Genomic DNA, 18,229 nt, shown 5'->3' on the forward strand with positions numbered 1-18,229 from the left:
TCTCCGAGAGGGAGGCGCGGGCGGGCGGCGGCTGGCTGGCGCGGGAGCGGGGAAGGGACCTACTTGGTTAGGATCAGCTTGCCCAGGGACGTGACACGCAGGCGGTAGACCTGCTGCTGGTGGACGATGAAGACCTCGCCCTGGGGGCCGAGCAGCGTGGCGCTGTCCACACGGCGGACCGGCGTGGGCGCGGGGGGCGACAGGGCCTGGGACGGCCGGGATCGATCAAGCATGTGGCCACTGTAATGAGAATCATTCTCGATTACAAGCATGGCCTTGCACGGCCGGGGCCGATGGGGTCAGCCCCGCTGTCGCTCGCTCTCGTACAGGCAGATCGCCGCCGCCGCCGCCACGTTCAGCGACTCCTCGCCGCCCGGCTGCGGGATGCCCACGGTCAGCGCGCAGCGGGCCATCAGCGCGGGCGACACGCCCTGCCCTTCATGGCCCATGACCCAGGCGCAAGGGCTGGGCAAGGCCACGCGATGCAGCACGTGCTCGGTGTGGGAGCTGGTCGCGACCAGCGGCACGGTTAGCGCGGCAAGGTCATCTGCCGCCAGACCTTCCACAAGGCGCAGACCGAAGTGCGCCCCCTGCCCTGCGCGCAAGACCTTGGGCGACCACAGCGCCGCCGTGCCCTTGAGCGCCAGCACCTGGCGCACGCCGAAGGCAGCAGCGCTACGCAGGATGGCGCCCACGTTGCCGGCATCCTGCAGGCGGTCCAGCACGACGCTGGCGGCGTTGGCATCGATCTGGGGCGCAACGGGCAAGGTCAGCTCCGCGCCGATCTGCGCGGGCGACTCCAGGCCGCTCAGGCCCTTGAACAGCGCCGTGGGCACGACCAGCGCGCGCGGCGCATGCTCGGCCAGTGCGGCCAGCGCGTGGTCCTGCATCGCGCCTTCGGTCAGCACGACGAGTGCGGGCACCCAACCGCGCTGCAGCGCCGCGCGCAGCAGATGGTCGCCCTCGATCCAGACACTGCCGGTCTTGCGGTAGCCGCCGGCGTCCAGCGTCAGCTTGCGCAGCCGCACCAGGGCCGGGTTGTCACGCGAGGTGATGTGGTCGAGCTTCATGCGAGCGGGTTCGTTGTCACGTCGATGCAGACCTCACGCACCGGCGCAAAGCTGCGGCGGTGCCAGGGGCTGGCGCCGTGTGCCTTCAGCGCCGCCAGGTGCTCCGGCGTGCCATAGCCCTTGTGCGTGGCAAAACCGTACTGCGGATGGCTCTCGTGCATCTGCTCGCAGAACAGGTCGCGCGCCACCTTGGCGAGGATGCTGGCCGCCGAGATGGCCTGTACGGTGGCGTCGCCCTTGACGATGGCCTCGGCCGCCATGGGCAGCACGGGCAGGCGGTTGCCGTCGACACGCACGAGGGCCGGCTTGAGCCGCAGGCCCGTCACCGCGCGCTGCATGGCCAGCATGGTGGCCTGCAGGATGTTGATGCGGTCGATCTCCTCGGTCGAGGCCTGTGCGATGCAGCAGCACAGCGCCTTGGCGCGTATCTCATCAAACAGCCGCGCACGCTTGGCGGCCGTCAGCACCTTGGAGTCGGCCAGCCCTTTGATCGGCTGCAGGTCGTCCAGGATGACGGCGGCCGCGAACACGGGCCCGGCCAGCGGGCCACGCCCGGCCTCGTCCACGCCGGCGATGAGGCCGACGGTCGGCGTCCAGTCCAGGGACACCTGTTCAGGCGTGGAGGAGCGTCGCGATGGCATCACTGGCACGCTGTGCGGTGTCTTGCCGCAGCAGCTCGTGGAGTTGGACAAAGCGCTCATGAAGCGCGGCGCGGCGCGCAGCGTCGGCCAGCAGGGCCTCGGCCTCGCGCGCCAGGTTCTCGGGCGTGCACGCGTGCTGGATCAGCTCGGGCACCAGGAACTCGCGCGCCAGGATGTTGGGCAGGCCCACCCAGGGCAGCAGGCCACGGCCCTTCATGCGCCACCAGTTCAGCGCATTCATGCGGTAGGCGATGACCATGGGGCGCTTGAACAGAGCCGCCTCCAGCGTCGCCGTGCCGCTGGCCACCAGTGTCAGGTCGCAGGCCGCCAGCGCCGCGTGGGATTGGCCGTCGATGAGCTGGATGTCGGCGCCAGCCAGCATCGGTTCTATGAGGCCGCGCAGCCCCGGCACGACGGGCATGACGAAGCGCCGGCCGGGCCGGGCCAGCAGCTTCGCCGCGCCGATCAGCGCCGGCGCGATGTAGTTGATCTCGCTCCTGCGGCTGCCGGGCAGCAGCGCGATGACGGTGTCGCCTTCGGGGAGCCCCAGCGCCTCGCGGGACGCCGCACGCGGCGGCTCCATCGGGATCGCATCGGCCAGCGGGTGGCCCACATAGGTCGCGCCAATGCCGGCCTTGTGCAGGATCTCGGGTTCGAAGGGGAATAGGCACAGCACATGGTCGGCCGCTGCCTTGATCTTCTCGACACGCTCCGGTCGCCAAGCCCAGACGGACGGGCAGACGAAGTGGACCGTCTTGATGCCGGCCTCGCGCAGCCGCGTCTCCAGGCCGAAGTTGAAGTCAGGCGCATCGACGCCAATGAAGACGTCGGGCCGGTTCGAAATGAGCCGCGTGCCCAGCTGCTTGCGGATGGACAGCAGCTCGCGGATGTTCAGCAACGCGTCGACGTAGCCAAAGATCGACAGCTTGCTGTGCGGCCACCAGGTCTTAAAGCCCTGGGCAATCATCTTCGGCCCGCCTATGCCTTCGCTGCTCAGCCCGGGCCAGCGCGCACGCAGGCCTTGCAGCAGCAGGCCGGCCAGCAGATCGCCGCTGGCCTCGCCGGCCACCATGCCGAGGCGGGGCGCGGTCTGCATCAGTTATCGGACAATGCCGCGCGTCGACGCGGCGAGGAAGTTCAGCATCAGGTCGATGTCGCCATCCGCTGCGCCGCCGTCGGAACCACGCAGCGCTGCGATGCCGGCCTTGGCCTCGTCCAGCGTGTGGCCGCTGCGGTAGAGCAGTTTGTAGATCTGGCGGATGACGCCGATGCGTTCGCTGCTGAAGTCGCGGCGCTTCAGGCCGACGATGTTGACGGCGCGCGCCGCCAGCGGATTGCCGTCAACGGTCATGAAGGGCGGCACGTCCTGGGCCACATGGGCCTGGAAGCCGATCATGGCGTGATCGCCGATGCGCATACGCTGCAGGATGCCCGTCAGCCCGCCGACGGTGACCCAATCGCCCACGCGCACATGGCCGGCCAGCGTGGCGTTGTTAGCCAGCACGCATTCGTTGCCGATGACGACGTCGTGGGCCAGGTGGCAGTAGGCCATGATCCAGTTGTCGTTGCCCACCGTCGTCTCGCCACGGTCCTGGACCGTGCCGACATTCAGCGTGCAGAACTCGCGGATGGTGTTGCGGTCGCCGATGACCAGCGTCGTCGGCTCGCCGGCGTACTTCTTGTCCTGGTTCGGCGCGCCGATGGAGCTGAACTGGAAGAACGTGTTGTCGCGGCCGATGGTCGTGTGACCCTCGATGACGACATGCGGGCCGACCTTGGTGCCGGCGGCTATCTTCACATGCGGGCCGATCAGCGAGTAGGCGCCGACCTCGACCGACGAGTCCAACTCGGCGGCCGGGTCGACTATTGCCGTCGGGTGGATGCTCATGCGCTTAGGCTGGAGCTGCGATGCGGCGCATCGTGCACATCAGCTGCGCCTCGGCGGCCAACTGCTCACCCACCAGCGCCCGGCCGCTGAACTTGTAGACGCCAGCCTTGGCGCGGTCCAGCGTCACCTCAAGGATGAGTTGGTCGCCCGGCTCGATAGGGCGCTTGAAACGGGCGTTGTCGATGCCGGCAAAGTACACGACCGAGTTCTCGTCCAGCACCGTGTCCGTGCTGGCCAGCGCCAGCAGCGTCGCGGCCTGGGCCATGGCTTCGAGCACAAGTACGCCAGGCATCACCGGGCGGTGCGGGAAGTGGCCGAGGAAGAAAGGCTCATTGATCGAGACGTTCTTGATCGCTCGGATGCGCTCGCCCTTGACCACCTCGAGAACGCGGTCCACTAGCAGGATGGGGTAGCGGTGCGGCAGGCGTTTGAGGATTTCGTGGATGTCCATCGTGATCGGTTCAGTCATTTGTTCTTCTCCAGCGCACGCACGCGGTCGCGCAGGGTGTGGAGCTGGCGCAGCGTGGCCGCGTTCTTCTGCCAGCTCGAATTCTCTTCGAAGGGATAGGCGCCGCTGTAGGCGCCGGGCTGAGTGATGTCCCGAGTCACCAATGTGCATGCGGTGATGTGCACGCCGTCCACGATGTTCAGGTGGCCGATGATGTTGACCGCCCCTCCGATGGTGCAGTTAGCGCCGACCGTCGTCGAGCCCGCGATGGCCCCGCAACCGGCCATCGCGGTGTTCCGGCCGATGTGAACGTTGTGGGCGATCTGGATCAGGTTGTCGAGCTTGACGCCGTCCTCGATGACCGTGTCGCTCAGGGCGCCGCGGTCGATGCAGGTGTTGGCGCCGATCTCGACGTCGTCGCCGATGACCACGGCACCGAGCTGCTCGATCTTCACGTAGCCGGCCTTGGACGGCGCAAAGCCGAAGCCATCTGCGCCTATGACCACGCCGCTGTGCACGATGCCGCGCGCGCCGATGCGGCAGCCGTAGCCGAGCACGACGCGCGGAGCGAGGCGGGTGTTCTCGCCGATGACGGCATCGCGCTCGATGACGCAGTGCGCGCCGATGCGGGCGCGGTCCTTGATGACGGCACCGGCCTCGATGACAGCCAGCGGGCCAACCTCGACGCCCTGGCCCAGCCGGGCATCAGGCGACACGACGGCGCTCGCATGCACGCCTGCCTGGCGCGCCGGACGCGTGCGCACCGCCCACCACTGCGTCAGCCGGGCGAAGTAGAGATAAGGGTCGGGCGTGACGATGGCCGCGCCGCGGGCGGCAGCCACCTCGGCCAGTGCCGGCGCAACGATGACGCAGGCCGCTTGCGTCGTGCCGAGCTGGGCCTGGTAGCGCGGGTTGGCGAGGAAGCTGATGCTGTGCACATCGGCCTCATCCAACGGCGCAATGCCGGTAATGCGGATGTCGGAGCCCCCAAGCAAATCGCCGCCCAAGGCGGCGATCAGTTCGCTGAGCGCCACATCCGCAGTGCTCTGCGTCGGGCTCATGGGCGAGGCGACTTACTTCTGCGCGTTCAGCGCGTCGATCACCTTCTTGGTGATGTCCACGCGGGCGCTGAAGTGGATCGCGTCCTGCAGGATGAGGTCGTACTTGTCGGCCTCGAAGATCTGCTTGATGACCTTGTTGGCGCGCTCGACGACGACCGACAGCTCTTCGTTCTTGCGCTGGGTCAGGTCTTCCTGCCATTCGCGGCGCTTGCGCTGCAGGTCGCGTTCCTGCTCGACCACGTCGCGCTGGCGGCGGCCACGCTCGGCTTCGGACAGCGTGGGCGCGTCCTTCTCGAGTTTCTCCGCAGCACCGCGCAGTTTGGTTTCCAGGTCGCGCAGGTCCTTCTCGCGCTTTCCGAATTCCGTCTCCAGCTTGATCTGCGCCGTCTTGGCCAGGTTGGCTTCGCGCAGCACTCGTTCGCTGTTGACGTAGCCGATCTTCAGTTCCTGGGCTTGCACGGCCGAGGCGGCCACCATCATCGAAGCGGCCAGGGCCACCGATTGCAAGAGCTTGCTCATCATCAGAATGCAGTCCCGATCTGGAATTGGAATTTCTCGATTCTATCCTTGCCCGATTTGCGAATCGGCTTGCCGTAGCTCAGGCGAAGGGGCCCCATCGGCGATATCCAGCTCAGGCCGATACCTGCGGACATGCGCAGCATGTCCTTGCCGCCATGCTCTTCATCGGCGCTCAATGTCTTCCAGTTCAGTTTGGCCTCGGGGCTCCAGACGCCGCCCATGTCGACGAACCCGAAAATGCGGAAGCTCTTGTCATTGCCGCTACCAGGCACCGGCAGGTAGAGCTCGGCGTTCAGGTTGAAGCGCCGATTGCCGCCGCTGTAGGAGCCGGTGGTGTCGACCGGGCCGAGCGAGCCAGCCTCGAAGACGCGCACCGAGCCCAGGCCGCCGCCGTAGAAGTTCTTGAACACCGGGTAAGGCCGGCCGCTGAGGCCCTCGCCCCAACCCAGCTCGCTGTTGATGCCCAGCGTGATCTTGTTCGTGATCTCGAAGTATTCCTGGTACTGCAGGTTCAGGCGGGCGAAGCGGGCATCGCCTACCGGACTGAGTTCGAAGTTGGCGCGCGTGTAGCGGCCCTTCTGCGGCGTGATGACGCTGTCGCGGCTGTCGCGCTGCCAGCCGATGGTCAGCGGGATGGCGTTGCTGCGCTGGCCGAACTGGTTGACGAACAGCAGATAGCTGTTGGGCAGGCCGCGCGAGGTTGTGATGTCGGTCTGCTCGTAGCCGATGCCGAAGAACACCGTGTCCAGCTCGGAGAACGGCACGCCGAAGCGGACCGCACCGCCCTTGGTGACGTACTCGTACTCCTCACCCAGCGTGTTGATGGGCTTGGTGGTGCGGTAGAACACGTCCAGCGCGCGCGACACGCCGTCGACCGTGAAGTACGGGTCCACGGTGCTGACCTGCAGCTGGCGGCCCGTGCGGGCGGTCGCCACGTCGATGCCGAGGTAGTTGCCCGAGCCGAAGACGTTGTCCTGGCGAATCGAGCCGGTGAAGGACAGCTTGGTCTGGCTGGAGTAGCCGGCGCCGACGGTGATGGCACCGGTGGGGCGCTCGACGACGGTCAGGATGACGTCGACCTGGTCTTGCGCACCCGGCACCTCCTGCGTGTCGATGCTGACTTCCTTGTCCTTGAAGTAGCCCAGGCGCTCGACGCGATCACGCGAGGCCTTGATCTTCTGGCCGTCGTACCAGGCCGCCTCGAACTGGCGGAACTCGCGGCGGATGACCTCGTCGCGGGTACGCGAGTTGCCGGAAATGATGACCTTGCGCACATAGACACGGCGCTGCGGCTCACCGATGAAGGTCACGACGACCTGGCCGGTCTCGCGGTTGATCTCGGGCTTGCTGTCGGCCCGCGCGAAGGCGTAGCCGTAGGTGCCGTACAGGTCGCTGAAGGCACGCGTCGTCTGCGCCACCGCCTCGCCCTGGTAAGCCTGGCCGGGCTTCAGGAAGATGAGGTGCTTGAAGTCTTCCTCGCGGCCGAGGAAATCGCCTTCGAGCTTGACGCCGGTGACCGTGTAGGGCTGGCCTTCGCTGACCGTGACGGCGACGCTGATGCTCTGCTTGTCCGGCGAGATGGTCACCTGCGTGGAGGTGACGGCGAACTCGAGGTAGCCGCGGTTCAGGTAGTGGCTGCGGATGGTTTCCAGGTCCGCGTTCAGCTTGGCGCGCGAGTAGCGGTCGGTCTTGGTGTACCAGGTCAGCCAGCCGCTGGTCGTCTGCTCCAGCAGGCCGAGCAGCGTGCTCTCGGAGAAGACCTTGCTGCCGAGGATGCGGATCTCGGCGATCTTGGCCGGTTCGCCTTCGGTCACGTTGAAGCTGACGTTGACGCGGTTGCGCTCGATAGGCGTGATCGTCGTCGTGACCTCGGCGCCGTAGAGGCTGCGGGTCAGGTACTGACGCTTGAGTTCCTGCTCGGCGCGGTCGGCGAGAGCACGGTCGAAGGGCTTGCCCTCGCCGATGCCGACGTCCTTCAGCGACTTGCTGAGAGCCTCGGTGTCGAACTCCTTCAGTCCGACGAAGTTGACGTTGGCGATGATGGGGCGCTCGTCGATGATGACGACGACGGCGGTGCCGTCGATGCTGATGCGCACGTCCTTGAACAGGCCCGTGGCGAACAGCGCGCGCAGCGCGGCAGCGCCCTTTTCATCGTTGTAGGTGTCGCCGATGCGGAAGGGCAGCGACGCGAAGACGGTGCCCGGGTCGGTGCGTTGCAGGCCTTCGACGCGGATGTCCCGCAGCACGAAGGGGTCGACGGCCCAGGCCAGGCCTGACTGGAACATCCCCGTGACAGCCAGAGCCAGCAAGCCGAGGCGGAAGGGGCGACGTGACGCTCCCGAACTGAAAGGAAAGGACATGGGGGAACGGGAGTTTCAGTGCCAACCCGCATAGCGGGCGACGTCGTTGGAAAGGGCCAAGGCCATCATCAGCATCAGGATCAGCAAGCCAGCTCGCTGCAATTGCTGCTGCCACCACTCGGAGAGGGGGCGGCCACTCAGACCCTCGAAAAGATAATACATGAGGTGCCCGCCATCGAGCATTGGCAGCGGCAGCAGGTTCAGGATCGCCAGGCTCATCGAGAGCGTCGCCAGGGTATTGAGGAACGGCGACAAGCCGGCCTGCGCCGACTTGCCCGCGTAGTCTGCAATCGCCAGCGGTCCGCTGAAATTCTTTACCGAGGCTTCGCCGATGAGGATGCGGCCGATCAGCCTGACGGTTGTCGTCGCCATGTCCCAGCTCTGCTGGACACCGCGCCACAGACCGTCGACGGGGCCATAGCTGACGGAGACCGTTTCCGGTGATGTGCCGACGCCGATCTCCAGCCGCGCGATACGGCCACCTGCGTCGTCGACCATGCGCGGCGTCGGGCTCAACTCGACCACATGCCCGCCACGCTCGACGCGCCAGGCCATCGCGCGCGGCTGCTCGCCGTCGTGGGCGCGCCGGATGGCGTCGCGCAGATACCCGGCATCCGGCACCACCTGGCCGTCTATGGACAGCACTCGGTCGCCGGCTTGCAGGCCCGCTGCATCGCCCGCCCCGCCGGCCGCCACCTGGCGGATCAAGGGCTCGGCCAGCGGCACCAGGCCGATGTCGTTGAACAGCCCGGCGTCCGGCGCGCGTCCGGCCAGGCGTTCGGTCTCCAGACGCAGGCTGCGCGATGCATGGCCCTGAGCGCTGGTGACAGACAGATGAAGGCCCTCACCCAAGGCCTGGGCACGCGCCACGGCGGCCTGAAGGTCGGGCAGGGACTGCACGTCGTCCCACTGCTGACCGTCATCAGAAACGGCGCGCACCCAGTCGCCGGCATGCAGGCCGGCGCGCTCGGCCAGCGAGGCGCTGGGCGGCGTGCCCAGCAGCGCCTTCGGCTGGTCGCTGCCTATCCAGGCCACCACCGCGAACAGCAGGATGGCCAGCAGCCAGTTGGCCGCCGGGCCGGCCGCGAGGATGGCGGCGCGCTGCCCCACCGGGCGGTTCTTGAAGGCTTGGTCGCTCTCGTGGGCGGCGACGGGTTCATCACCCATGCCCAGCATGCGCACATAGCCGCCCAGCGGCACGGCGCTGATCGCGAACTCGGTGCCACCACGGCCGACACGGCTCCACAGCACGCGGCCGAAACCGACGGAGAAACGCAGCACCTTGACGCCGCAGGCCCGTGCAACGCGGTAGTGGCCCCACTCGTGGATGGGCACCAGGATGCCGATGGCGATGAGGAACCAGAAGGCCTTCTGGATCATGTCCATGCGAGCACCTGCTTTTGCGCCAGTTCGCGCACGCGGGCGTCCAGCGCGAGCAGGCCGTCGATGCTCGTGCATTCCCCCGCGTGGGGGCTGACGGCGCCCAGGCAATGGGCGTTGAGCGCATGAATGCGGTCGAAGCGCAGCCGGCCGTTCAGGAAGGCGTCTACGGCGATCTCGTTGGCCGCGTTCAACACCGTCGTGCTGCCTTCGGCGCCGCGCAACGCCTGCCAGGACAGGTGCAGACCGGGGAAGCGCACGGCGTCGGCTTCCTCGAACGTGAGGCTGGGCGTGGTCAGCAGGTCCAGCCGGCTGGCTCCCGAGGTGATGCGCTCCGGGAAGGACAGGCCGTAGGCGATGGGCACGCGCATGTCGGGCGTGCCCAACTGGGCCAGCACGGACTGGTCGCGGCAGACCACCATCGAATGGATGATGCTCTGCGGGTGGATGACCACCTTGATCTGCTCGGGCGTGAGGTTGAACAGCCAGCGCGCCTCGATGACCTCGAGCGCCTTGTTCATCATCGTCGCCGAGTCGACCGAGATCTTGCGGCCCATGACCCAGTTGGGGTGGGCGCAGGCCTGGTCGGGCGTCATGTCAGCCAACGTCTTTGGGTCGCGACTGCGAAACGGGCCGCCGGAGGCCGTCAGCACGATATGGTCGATTCGGTCGTGCCAGGTCCTGCGGTCTTCCGGCAGGCACTGGAAGATGGCCGAGTGCTCGCTGTCTATGGGCAGCAGCGTCGCACCGCCCTGCTCCACCGCCTGCATGAACAGGGCGCCGCCGACGACGATGGCTTCCTTGTTGGCCAGCAGCAGGCGCTTGCCGGCGCGGGCGGCAGCGATGGCCGGTGCGAGGCCGGCAGCGCCGACGATGGCCGCCATGACGGTGTCGACGTCCGGGTGCGCGGCGATGTCGGCCAGCGCCTGGGCGCCGTCCAGCACTTCGGTGCGGCTGCCGGCTTCACGCAGGCGTTCGCGCAGCTTCGCGGCGGCGTCCCGCTCAGGCATGACGGCGTAACGCGGCGCCCAAGTCAGGCATTGCGCCAGCAGTTCGTCGACGCGGCTCATCGCGCTCAGCGCGAGGACTTCATAGCGCTCTGGGTGGCGTGAGAGAACGTCCAGCGTGTTGACGCCGATGGAGCCGGTCGAGCCCAGCACGCAGACGCGTTGGCGGGTCATAGGCTGATCAGCGCAAGTGCCAGCGGGAACACCGGTAGCAGCGCGTCGATGCGGTCCAGCACACCGCCATGGCCGGGTAGCAGGTTGCTGCTGTCCTTGGCCCCGGCGGCACGCTTGACGAGGGATTCGAACAGGTCGCCGACGACGCTCATCGCGCCGAGGAAGACCAAGGCCAACAACGAGACGATGCCGTGGCGCTGCACCAGCAGCGTGTAGAGGCTGGGCGAGTCGACGGCGACCTGCACGTCGATGACGTGGACCCAGACGAAGCCGAGCAGGATGACGCCGGCCAGGCCACCCCAGACGCCTTCCCAGCTCTTGCCCGGGCTGATGGCCGGCGCCAGCTTGCGCTTGCCGAAGGCGCGGCCGCAGAAGTAGGCGGCGATGTCGGCCATCCACACCAGGCAGAAGACGGACAGGATGAAGTTGATGCCATGCACCTTGGCCTGCACGATGGCCAGCCAGGCGCCCCACAGCAGCACGGCGCCAAGCGCCAACCGCGCGCCGCGGGCGATGCGCGGCCAGCCTGCCGGCCCGGCGTGCAGCGCGTAGGCGCCGCCAAGCACCCAGACAAGGCTGGCCAGGTACCAGACCCAGGCCGGCGGCGCGTTCAGCCCGCCGATGAGCAGCGTCCAGACGCAGGCCAGCGCGAGGCCCACGCCGGCCGCGATGGCGCCCGTGCCGGGGAGGCCGTTCAGCCGCGCCCACTCCCAGCCGGCCGCGCCGATCATGGCGACAGCGACCCAGGCGAAAGGCCAGGGCGACGCCACGAACAGCACCGGCAGCAGGATGGCCAGCAGCACGACGGCGGTGATGACACGGGTCTTGAGCATGGCTGCACCTTACGCCGCAGGCGGCGTTTCCTTCACGCCGCCGAAGCGGCGGTCGCGCTCGTGGAAGGCGGCAATCGCCGCATCCAGTTCACGCTCGCCGAACTCGGGCCAGAGGCATTCCGAGAACACGAACTCGGTGTACGCCGCCTGCCAGAGCAGGAAGTTGCTGATGCGAACCTCGCCACCGGTGCGGATGAAGAGGTCGGGGTCGGGCGCATAGCTCATGGCCATGAACTCCGACAGCCGGGCCTCGGTCAGCTCATGCGCGGGCACGCCGGCTTCGATGGCCTTGCGGCAGGCCTGGACGATGTCCCAGCGGCCACCGTAGTTGAAGGCAACGTTCAGCGTCAGCTTGGTGTTGTGCGCCGTGGTCGTTTCGGCCTCGTTCCAGGCATTGCGCAGCTTGTCGGAGACAGCTTCGCGGTCACCGACGATGCGGATGCGCACGCCCATCGCGCCCATCTTGGCGAGGTAGCGGCTCACGGCCGCCAGCACCAGGCCCATCAGGCCGGAGACCTCGTCGCTCGGCCGCTTCCAGTTCTCGCTGGAGAACGCGAAGACTGTGACGTGCTCGATATCGCGGTCTATACAGGCCTGGACGATCTTGACCAGGCTATCCACACCGGCCTTGTGGCCGAAGAAGCGCGGCAAAAAGCGCTTCTTAGCCCAACGGCCGTTGCCATCCATGACGATGGCGACGTGGCGCGGCGGCGCCGGGCGGTCTTGCGACACGTTGGCGGATGTGCTCAAGACGGCGCTCAAACCGCCAGGATCTCAGCTTCCTTGCCCGAGATCAGCTTGTCGATCTCGGCGATCACGCGGTCGGTGAGCTTCTGCACTTCGTCGAGGCTGCGGCGTTCGTCGTCCTCGCCGATTTCCTTGTCCTTGAGCATCTTCTTGGCCTGCTCGTTGGCATCACGGCGCAGATTGCGCACGGCGATCTTGGCGTCCTCGCCGGCGTTGCGCACTACCTTGGTCAGGTCACGGCGCCGCTCCTCGGTCAGCGGCGGCATCGGCACGCGGATCAGGTCGCCCTGGCTGGCCGGGTTCAGGCCCAGGTCGCTCTCGCGGATGGCCTTTTCGATCTTGGCGCCCATGCCCTTTTCCCAGGGCTGGACGGAGATGGTGCGGGCATCCAGCAGCGTCACGTTGGCCACCTGCGAGATGGGCACCAGCGAACCGTAGTAGTCGACGTTGACCTGATCCAGCAGGCCGGGGTGAGCACGGCCGGTGCGGATCTTGTGCAGGTCGTTCTTCAGTGCCTCGATCGACTTGGCCATCTTGGCCTCGGCGTTCTTCTTGATGTCGGCAATGCTCATGATCGATACCTATGAATTTGCGGGACAGACCGCCCGAGCGTCAGCGAGTAGCTCTGTCCCCAACTGATTAAGGTTTTAGACGTGCACCAGCGTGCCTTCGTCCTCGCCCTGCACGACACGCTTGAGCGCGCCGGTCTTGAAGATGCTGAACACCTTGATCGGCAGCTTCTGGTCGCGGCACAGCGCGAAGGCGGCGCCGTCCATCACCTGCAGGTTCTTCGAGATGGCCTCATCGAAGGTGATGCTGGTATAGCGCGTCGCGCTCGGATCTTTCTTGGGGTCGGCCGTGTAGACGCCGTCGACCTTGGTGGCCTTCAGCACGATCTCGGCACCGATCTCCGCGCCGCGCAGCGCGGCGGCCGTGTCGGTCGTGAAGAAGGGGTTGCCGGTGCCTGCGGCGAAGACGACGACCTTGCCCTCTTCGAGGTATTGCAGCGCCTTGGGGCGCACATAGGGCTCGACGACCTGCTCGATGGCGATCGCGGACATGACCCGGGCGATCATGCCTTCCTGACGCATCGTGTCGGCCAGGGCCAGCGAGTTCATGACCGTGGCCAGCATGCCCATGTAATCGGCCGTGGCGCGGTCCATGCCGACCGAGCCGCCAGCCACGCCGCGGAAGATGTTGCCGCCACCGATGACGACGGCGACTTCTACACCCATCTGCGTGATCTCGCGGACTTCCTGCACCATGCGCACGATGGTCGCGCGGTTGATGCCGTAGGCGTCGTCACCCATCAGGGCTTCGCCGGAGAGTTTGAGCAGAATGCGCTTGTACGCGGGCATGGTGTCCTCTGGAGTCTGGAAGGCTGGAAACAGGCTGGCAGTGGCCCGGAAGTTTAAAGGGCGCCAACTTGGCGCCCTTTCATTTCACAAGGGTCTTTACTGACCCTTGGCAGCCGCGACCTGCGCAGCCACTTCGGCGGCGAAGTCGTCGACCTTCTTCTCGATGCCTTCACCGACGACGTAGAGCGTGAAGCCCTTGACCGTCGTGTTGGCCGCCTTAAGGTGGGCGCCCACGGTCTGCTTGCCGTCGGCGGCCTTCACGAAGACCTGGTCCAGCAGCGAGACTTCCTTCAGGAACTTCTGCACCGAGCCTTCGACCATCTTGGCGATGATGTCGGCGGGCTTGCCGGATTCGGCAGCCTTCTCGGTGGCGATGCGGCGCTCCTTCTCGACCAGCTCGGCCGAGACGTCGGCGCTGGACAGGGCGGCGGGCTTCATCGCGGCGATGTGCATGGCCACGTCCTTGGCGGCCACGTCGTCACCTTCGAACTCGACGACCACGCCGATGCGAGTGCCGTGCAGGTAGGTGGCCAGCTTGCTGCCGGTGTAGCGCTGGAAGCGGCGGATCGACAGGTTCTCGCCGATCTTGCCGATCAGGCCCTTGCGCACGTCTTCCACCGTCGGGCCGAAGCCTTCTTGCGACAGCGGCAGCGCCGACAGGGCGGCCACGTCAGCGGGGGCCGCTTCAGCGACCAGGCCAGCCAGTGCAGCCACGAAAGCCAGGAAGGCGTCGTTCTTCGAGACGAAGTCGGTCTCGCAGTTCACTTCGATCAGCGCGCCGTTGCCGCCGACGACGGCGGAGGCGACGATGCCTTCGGCGGTGATGCGCGAGGCGGCCTTGCCGGCCTTGTTGCCGAGCTTGACGCGCAGGATTTCCTCAGCGCGACCCAGGTCGCCGTCGGCCTCGGTCAGTGCTTTCTTGCACTCCATCATCGGGGCGTCGGTGCGGGCACGCAGTTCGCCCACCATGCTTGCGGTGATAGCAGCCATTTCGTTTCTCCAGATTTCGGTTGGCAAAAGGGGCCTCGCGGCCCCTTTCAGATGCGGGGTCGAAAGGGCTTAAGCCTCTTCGGAGACCTCGACGAACTCGTCGCCGGCGGGGGCAACCACAGCCAGCACTTCGTTCGTGGCGTTGGCACGGCCTTCGAGCACGGCGTCAGCGATGGCACGGGCGTACAGGGCCACGGCCTTGGCCGAGTCGTCGTTGCCGGGAATGACGTAGTCGATGCCCACGGGCGAGTGGTTGGTGTCCACGACGCCGATGACGGGGATGCCGAGCTTCTTGGCTTCGGCGACGGCAATCTTGTGATAGCCGACGTCGATGACGAAGATGGCGTCGGGCAGCGAGGTCATGTCCTGGATGCCGCCGATGTTCTTCTCGAGCTTGGTGATGTCACGCTGGAACATCAGCGCTTCCTTCTTGATCGCGGGCTGGGTGCCGGCGTCAACCTGGGCTTGCATGTCCTTCAGGTTCTTCAGCGAGGTCTTGACCGTCTTGAAGTTGGTCATCATGCCGCCGAGCCAACGGGCGTCGACGTAGGGCATGCCGGCGCGCAGGGCTTCCGAGGCGATCACTTCACGGGCCTGACGCTTCGTGCCGACCATCAGGATGGTGCCGCGCTTGGCAGCCAGCGAACGCACGAACTTCAACGCATCGTTGAACGCGGGCAGCGTCTTCTCGAGGTTGATGATGTGGATCTTGTTGCGATGGCCGTAGATATACGGGGCCATCTTGGGGTTCCAGAAGCGGGTTTGGTGGCCGAAATGGACGCCGGCTTCCAGCATCTCGCGCATCGTGACAGACATGGGTCTTACTCCGAAGGTTGTGTCTAAAATCCGGCCCGAATTGCGTTGCAGCACCTGGATACAGCCGTTTCAGCTGACTCACAAGAGCCGCAAACCACAACACCTTTGTGGGCCGGTTTGCGATTTGTTGCGACGAGTGGCGCTGAATTCATCAGCCACACACCCCTCACAACCGTCTTGCCAAGGTCTTGCAGCGCTGAAATGCGCTGCCGCCTCCGGCAAAACCCGCAGAGTATACACAAGCCCATGGCCTCTTTCAGCCGACGCCACCCCGCAGTGGCCGCGAGCTCGCCCGTCCGGGCCTCCCATCAGGTGGGCACTTGAGCCGCCGCGTCGCGGTGGTGGGCGCCGGCCTGGCTGGCGTGACCACGGCCTACGAGCTGGCCGCTTTAGGCTGGCAGGTGCGGGTCTTCGAGCGTGGCGGCAGCGTGGCCGAGCAGGCCAGCTTCGCGAGCAGCGCGCTGCTGTCACCCTTCGTGCCTCTTCTGGGTGAGGCCCCAACGCCGGCGCCGCTGGCCTGGCGCTGGCGCCGCTGGCGCGCCGGCCGGCGCGGCGGCGATGCGCCGTCAACACTGGCGGCGCTCAGCCAGCTCGGCCTGGCTCGCACGGACGAGTTGCGCCGCAGCCTGGGCCTGGACGACGAGGCTGCGGATGGCCTGCTCGTCGCGCTCGTCGATGCCAGGCGTGTCGCAGCGGCGCAAGCCCGGCTCGACAGCTGGAAGGCGATCGGCCTGGCCATCGAGCTGCTCGACCCCGAACAGACGCGCCGTCGCGAGCCGGGGCTGAATGCCGAGGCGCCGCTCGCCGGTGCGCTGGCCCTCGCCCACGGCGGCGCCGGCAATGCGCGCCTCTTCGCCCAGCAACTGCGCCAGCAGGCCCAGCACCTGGGCGCAGCCTTTCGCTTCCACACCACCGTGCGCGCCATCGCCGCCGATGGCGCCGGTCTGACGCTGCGCCACGAGTACACGCCGCCGCCGGAGGCGCCGACACGCGCCGCCGAGCGCGACGCCGGCGACACCTTGCCGCAGCTGCTTGGCGCCCAGGACGAACGCTTCGATGCCGTCGTGCTGTGCAACGGCCTCGACGCGCCGGCCCTGCTCGGCCGGCGCTTGCCGCTGGCGGCCCGGCACGAAGCCTCGGTCACGGCGCCGCTGCGCCTGCTCGAAGCCCACCCCGACCTCGGCCCCAAGGCCGGCTGGGTCGACCCCTCGCGTGGCCTGGCCGTCACACGCATCGGTCAGCGCGTGCGCGTGACCGGCGACCTCGCAGTGACTGGCCGCAAGGACAAGCACACAGCGGACTTCGAGGCCCTGCATCGCAGCCTGCAGCACTGGTTCCCCGGCTCGGTCCTGCATAGCCAGGTGCAGCACAGCACAAGCCGGCGCGCGTTGGCGGCCGACGGCCTGCCCCTGCTCGGCGCCAGTGGCCGGGCGGGCCTGTGGCTCAACCTGTCGCCCGGCGGCCATGGCTGGGGGCTGGCCTGCGGCGCGGCCCTGTTGCTGGCCCAGCAGATTGCCGGACAGACATCAACGCTCGACATCGGCCCGCTGGGTCCGCAGCGACTGGCCTAAGCTCGTGGGCATGCGCGCGCTGCTGCCCACTGCCACTGCCCTGCCCTTGTTCGACGTCGTCGCCAGCCGGCACATCGAGGCGCGCGCGTTGCTGCACTCACCTGACCTGATGGAGCGCGCCGGCCTGGCCGCAGCCAAGCTCGCGCTGGCGCTGCGGCGCGGCGCGGGCCCGGTGTGGGTGGTCTGCGGCCAGGGCAACAACGGCGGCGATGGCTACGTCGCGGCGCGGCGGCTGGCCGATGCTGGCGTTGCCGTTCACGTCGGCCACGACTCCCCGGAGCGCCCGGCCCTCGTCATCGATGCACTGCTCGGCCTGGGGCTGAACCGCGCGCCCTCCACCGAACTGCTTGCGACCATCGCCGCGATGCAGGCCTGCGGCGCGCCCATCCTGGCCGTCGACCTGCCCAGCGGGCTGCTTGCCGACACCGGCCAGCCCGCCGGCGAACGGGCGGTGCGCGCCGACCACACGCTGACGCTGCTGACGCTCAAACCCGGCCTCTTCACCGGCGAGGGCCGCGCGCATGCCGGGCGGATCTGGTTTGATGACCTGGGCATCGCGACCGATGAAGCACCCACGGCGGAGTTACTCGGCCCGGCGCCTCGGCCCGAACGCAGCGCCACCAGCCACAAGGGCAGCCACGGCCAGGTGCTGGTCGTTGGTGGTGCGCCGGGCATGCAGGGCGCGGCCCGGCTGGCGGCGCGGGCGGCCCTGGCCTGTGGCGCGGGGCGCGTCTACATGGACCTGTTGGGTTTGGCCGCCGAAGAAGCTGCCGATCCCGGCCGGCTCGAACTGATGCGCGGCCGGCTGGCAGACGTGCCGCAGGCCGTTGGCGTCATCGGCTGTGGCGCCGGGGCAGCCATCGCAAATGGCCTGCCCGCACTGCTGCAAATGCTGCCGCGCGTGGTGCTGGACGCCGACGCGCTGAATGCCATCGCCGCCGATGCGGCCCTGCAGGATCTGCTGCGCGCGCGGCCGCCCGGCTCATCGCTGCTGACGCCGCATCCGCTCGAAGCTGCCCGGCTGCTGGGGCGCGACACGGGCAGCGTGCAGGCCGACCGCCTTGCGGCGGCGCGCGAACTGGCGGCGCGCTTCAACTGCACCGCGGTGCTGAAGGGCTCGGGCAGCGTCATCGCTTCAACGAATGAGCGCCCAGCCCTCTGCGCCAGCGGCGGGCCGGCGCTGGCCACGGCCGGCAGCGGCGACGTGCTGGCCGGCTGGCTGGGTGGCCTGTGGGCTCAGCAGCCGGGCGCCAGTGCCCACCGCATCGCCTGCACCGGTGTGGAAGCGCACGGCCGGGCCGGCGAGGTGAGCGGCGTGCTGCGCGCCAGCGATCTCATAGAACGCCTGGCCGCGCAGCACTGACGC

General features: G+C 67.7%; 19 protein-coding genes. 2 read left to right on the plus strand and 17 right to left on the minus strand.

The window, feature by feature from the left end; translation table 11 throughout:
• Positions 1–59 precede the first annotated feature (59 nt).
• From hemP to rpsB, 17 genes are all read right to left on the minus strand, one after another.
• Positions 60–233: a hemin uptake protein HemP gene (gene hemP / locus ACXRVZ_RS00430; RefSeq protein ID WP_457421542.1), complete on the minus strand. Its 174-nt coding sequence runs from the start codon at positions 231–233 to the stop codon at positions 60–62.
• Between the two features lie 66 nt (positions 234–299).
• Positions 300–1,070 carry a TrmH family RNA methyltransferase gene (locus ACXRVZ_RS00435; protein ID WP_457421540.1) on the minus strand — a complete coding sequence of 257 codons (771 nt, stop codon included), beginning with the start codon at positions 1,068–1,070 and terminating at the stop codon, positions 300–302.
• Positions 1,067–1,711 (minus strand): ribonuclease HII, encoded by a 645-nt coding sequence (rnhB, locus tag ACXRVZ_RS00440; protein ID WP_457421538.1) that lies wholly within the window; start codon positions 1,709–1,711, stop codon positions 1,067–1,069. Before rnhB ends, ACXRVZ_RS00435 begins: the two co-directional genes overlap by 4 nt.
• Complete coding sequence (lpxB, locus tag ACXRVZ_RS00445; protein WP_457421536.1) at positions 1,683–2,807, minus strand: lipid-A-disaccharide synthase; 1,125 nt, start codon at positions 2,805–2,807, stop codon at positions 1,683–1,685. The genes rnhB and lpxB overlap by 29 nt, the downstream gene beginning before the upstream one ends.
• Before the next feature lie 3 nt (positions 2,808–2,810).
• On the minus strand, positions 2,811–3,599 hold the full coding sequence (gene lpxA, locus ACXRVZ_RS00450; protein ID WP_457421534.1) for an acyl-ACP--UDP-N-acetylglucosamine O-acyltransferase: 789 nt from the start codon (positions 3,597–3,599) through the stop codon (positions 2,811–2,813).
• Between the two features lie 4 nt (positions 3,600–3,603).
• The gene (gene fabZ / locus ACXRVZ_RS00455; RefSeq protein ID WP_457421532.1) at positions 3,604–4,068 is read right to left on the minus strand and encodes a 3-hydroxyacyl-ACP dehydratase FabZ; all 465 of its coding nucleotides are present in this window, start codon (positions 4,066–4,068) and stop codon (positions 3,604–3,606) included.
• On the minus strand, positions 4,065–5,108 hold the full coding sequence (gene lpxD, locus ACXRVZ_RS00460) for a UDP-3-O-(3-hydroxymyristoyl)glucosamine N-acyltransferase (RefSeq protein ID WP_457421530.1): 1,044 nt from the start codon (positions 5,106–5,108) through the stop codon (positions 4,065–4,067). Before lpxD ends, fabZ begins: the two co-directional genes overlap by 4 nt.
• Before the next feature lie 12 nt (positions 5,109–5,120).
• Entirely contained in the window at positions 5,121–5,630 is a 510-nt protein-coding gene (locus tag ACXRVZ_RS00465; protein WP_457421528.1) for an OmpH family outer membrane protein, read from the minus strand.
• Positions 5,630–7,987, minus strand: coding sequence for an outer membrane protein assembly factor BamA (gene bamA / locus ACXRVZ_RS00470; RefSeq protein ID WP_457421526.1), 2,358 nt, complete (start codon positions 7,985–7,987; stop codon positions 5,630–5,632). Before bamA ends, ACXRVZ_RS00465 begins: the two co-directional genes overlap by 1 nt.
• Before the next feature lie 15 nt (positions 7,988–8,002).
• Positions 8,003–9,373, minus strand: coding sequence for an RIP metalloprotease RseP (gene rseP / locus ACXRVZ_RS00475; protein ID WP_457421524.1), 1,371 nt, complete (start codon positions 9,371–9,373; stop codon positions 8,003–8,005).
• Positions 9,364–10,548, minus strand: coding sequence for a 1-deoxy-D-xylulose-5-phosphate reductoisomerase (gene ispC / locus ACXRVZ_RS00480; protein ID WP_457421522.1), 1,185 nt, complete (start codon positions 10,546–10,548; stop codon positions 9,364–9,366). Before ispC ends, rseP begins: the two co-directional genes overlap by 10 nt.
• Positions 10,545–11,381 carry a phosphatidate cytidylyltransferase gene (locus tag ACXRVZ_RS00485; protein ID WP_457421520.1) on the minus strand — a complete coding sequence of 279 codons (837 nt, stop codon included), beginning with the start codon at positions 11,379–11,381 and terminating at the stop codon, positions 10,545–10,547. The genes ispC and ACXRVZ_RS00485 overlap by 4 nt, the downstream gene beginning before the upstream one ends.
• Positions 11,382–11,390: 9 nt before the next feature.
• Positions 11,391–12,131 carry a polyprenyl diphosphate synthase gene (uppS, locus tag ACXRVZ_RS00490; RefSeq protein WP_457421518.1) on the minus strand — a complete coding sequence of 247 codons (741 nt, stop codon included), beginning with the start codon at positions 12,129–12,131 and terminating at the stop codon, positions 11,391–11,393.
• 8 nt (positions 12,132–12,139) lie between these two features.
• Positions 12,140–12,700 carry a ribosome recycling factor gene (gene frr / locus ACXRVZ_RS00495; RefSeq protein ID WP_457421516.1) on the minus strand — a complete coding sequence of 187 codons (561 nt, stop codon included), beginning with the start codon at positions 12,698–12,700 and terminating at the stop codon, positions 12,140–12,142.
• A gap of 75 nt (positions 12,701–12,775) precedes the next feature.
• Positions 12,776–13,486 (minus strand): UMP kinase, encoded by a 711-nt coding sequence (pyrH, locus tag ACXRVZ_RS00500; protein WP_394483787.1) that lies wholly within the window; start codon positions 13,484–13,486, stop codon positions 12,776–12,778.
• A gap of 96 nt (positions 13,487–13,582) precedes the next feature.
• Positions 13,583–14,476 (minus strand): translation elongation factor Ts, encoded by an 894-nt coding sequence (gene tsf / locus ACXRVZ_RS00505; RefSeq protein WP_457421514.1) that lies wholly within the window; start codon positions 14,474–14,476, stop codon positions 13,583–13,585.
• 69 nt (positions 14,477–14,545) lie between these two features.
• Positions 14,546–15,292: a 30S ribosomal protein S2 gene (gene rpsB / locus ACXRVZ_RS00510; protein WP_457421512.1), complete on the minus strand. Its 747-nt coding sequence runs from the start codon at positions 15,290–15,292 to the stop codon at positions 14,546–14,548.
• 320 nt (positions 15,293–15,612) lie between these two features.
• On the opposite strand from rpsB, the gene ACXRVZ_RS00515 reads away from it, so the two are divergent.
• Positions 15,613–16,863 (plus strand): NAD(P)/FAD-dependent oxidoreductase, encoded by a 1,251-nt coding sequence (locus ACXRVZ_RS00515; protein ID WP_457421510.1) that lies wholly within the window; start codon positions 15,613–15,615, stop codon positions 16,861–16,863.
• 10 nt (positions 16,864–16,873) lie between these two features.
• Entirely contained in the window at positions 16,874–18,226 is a 1,353-nt protein-coding gene (locus ACXRVZ_RS00520) for an NAD(P)H-hydrate dehydratase (RefSeq protein WP_457421509.1), read from the plus strand.
• The last annotated feature ends 3 nt before the right edge of the window (positions 18,227–18,229 follow it).

The sequence above is a fragment of the Roseateles sp. P5_E8 genome, from assembly GCF_054177665.1.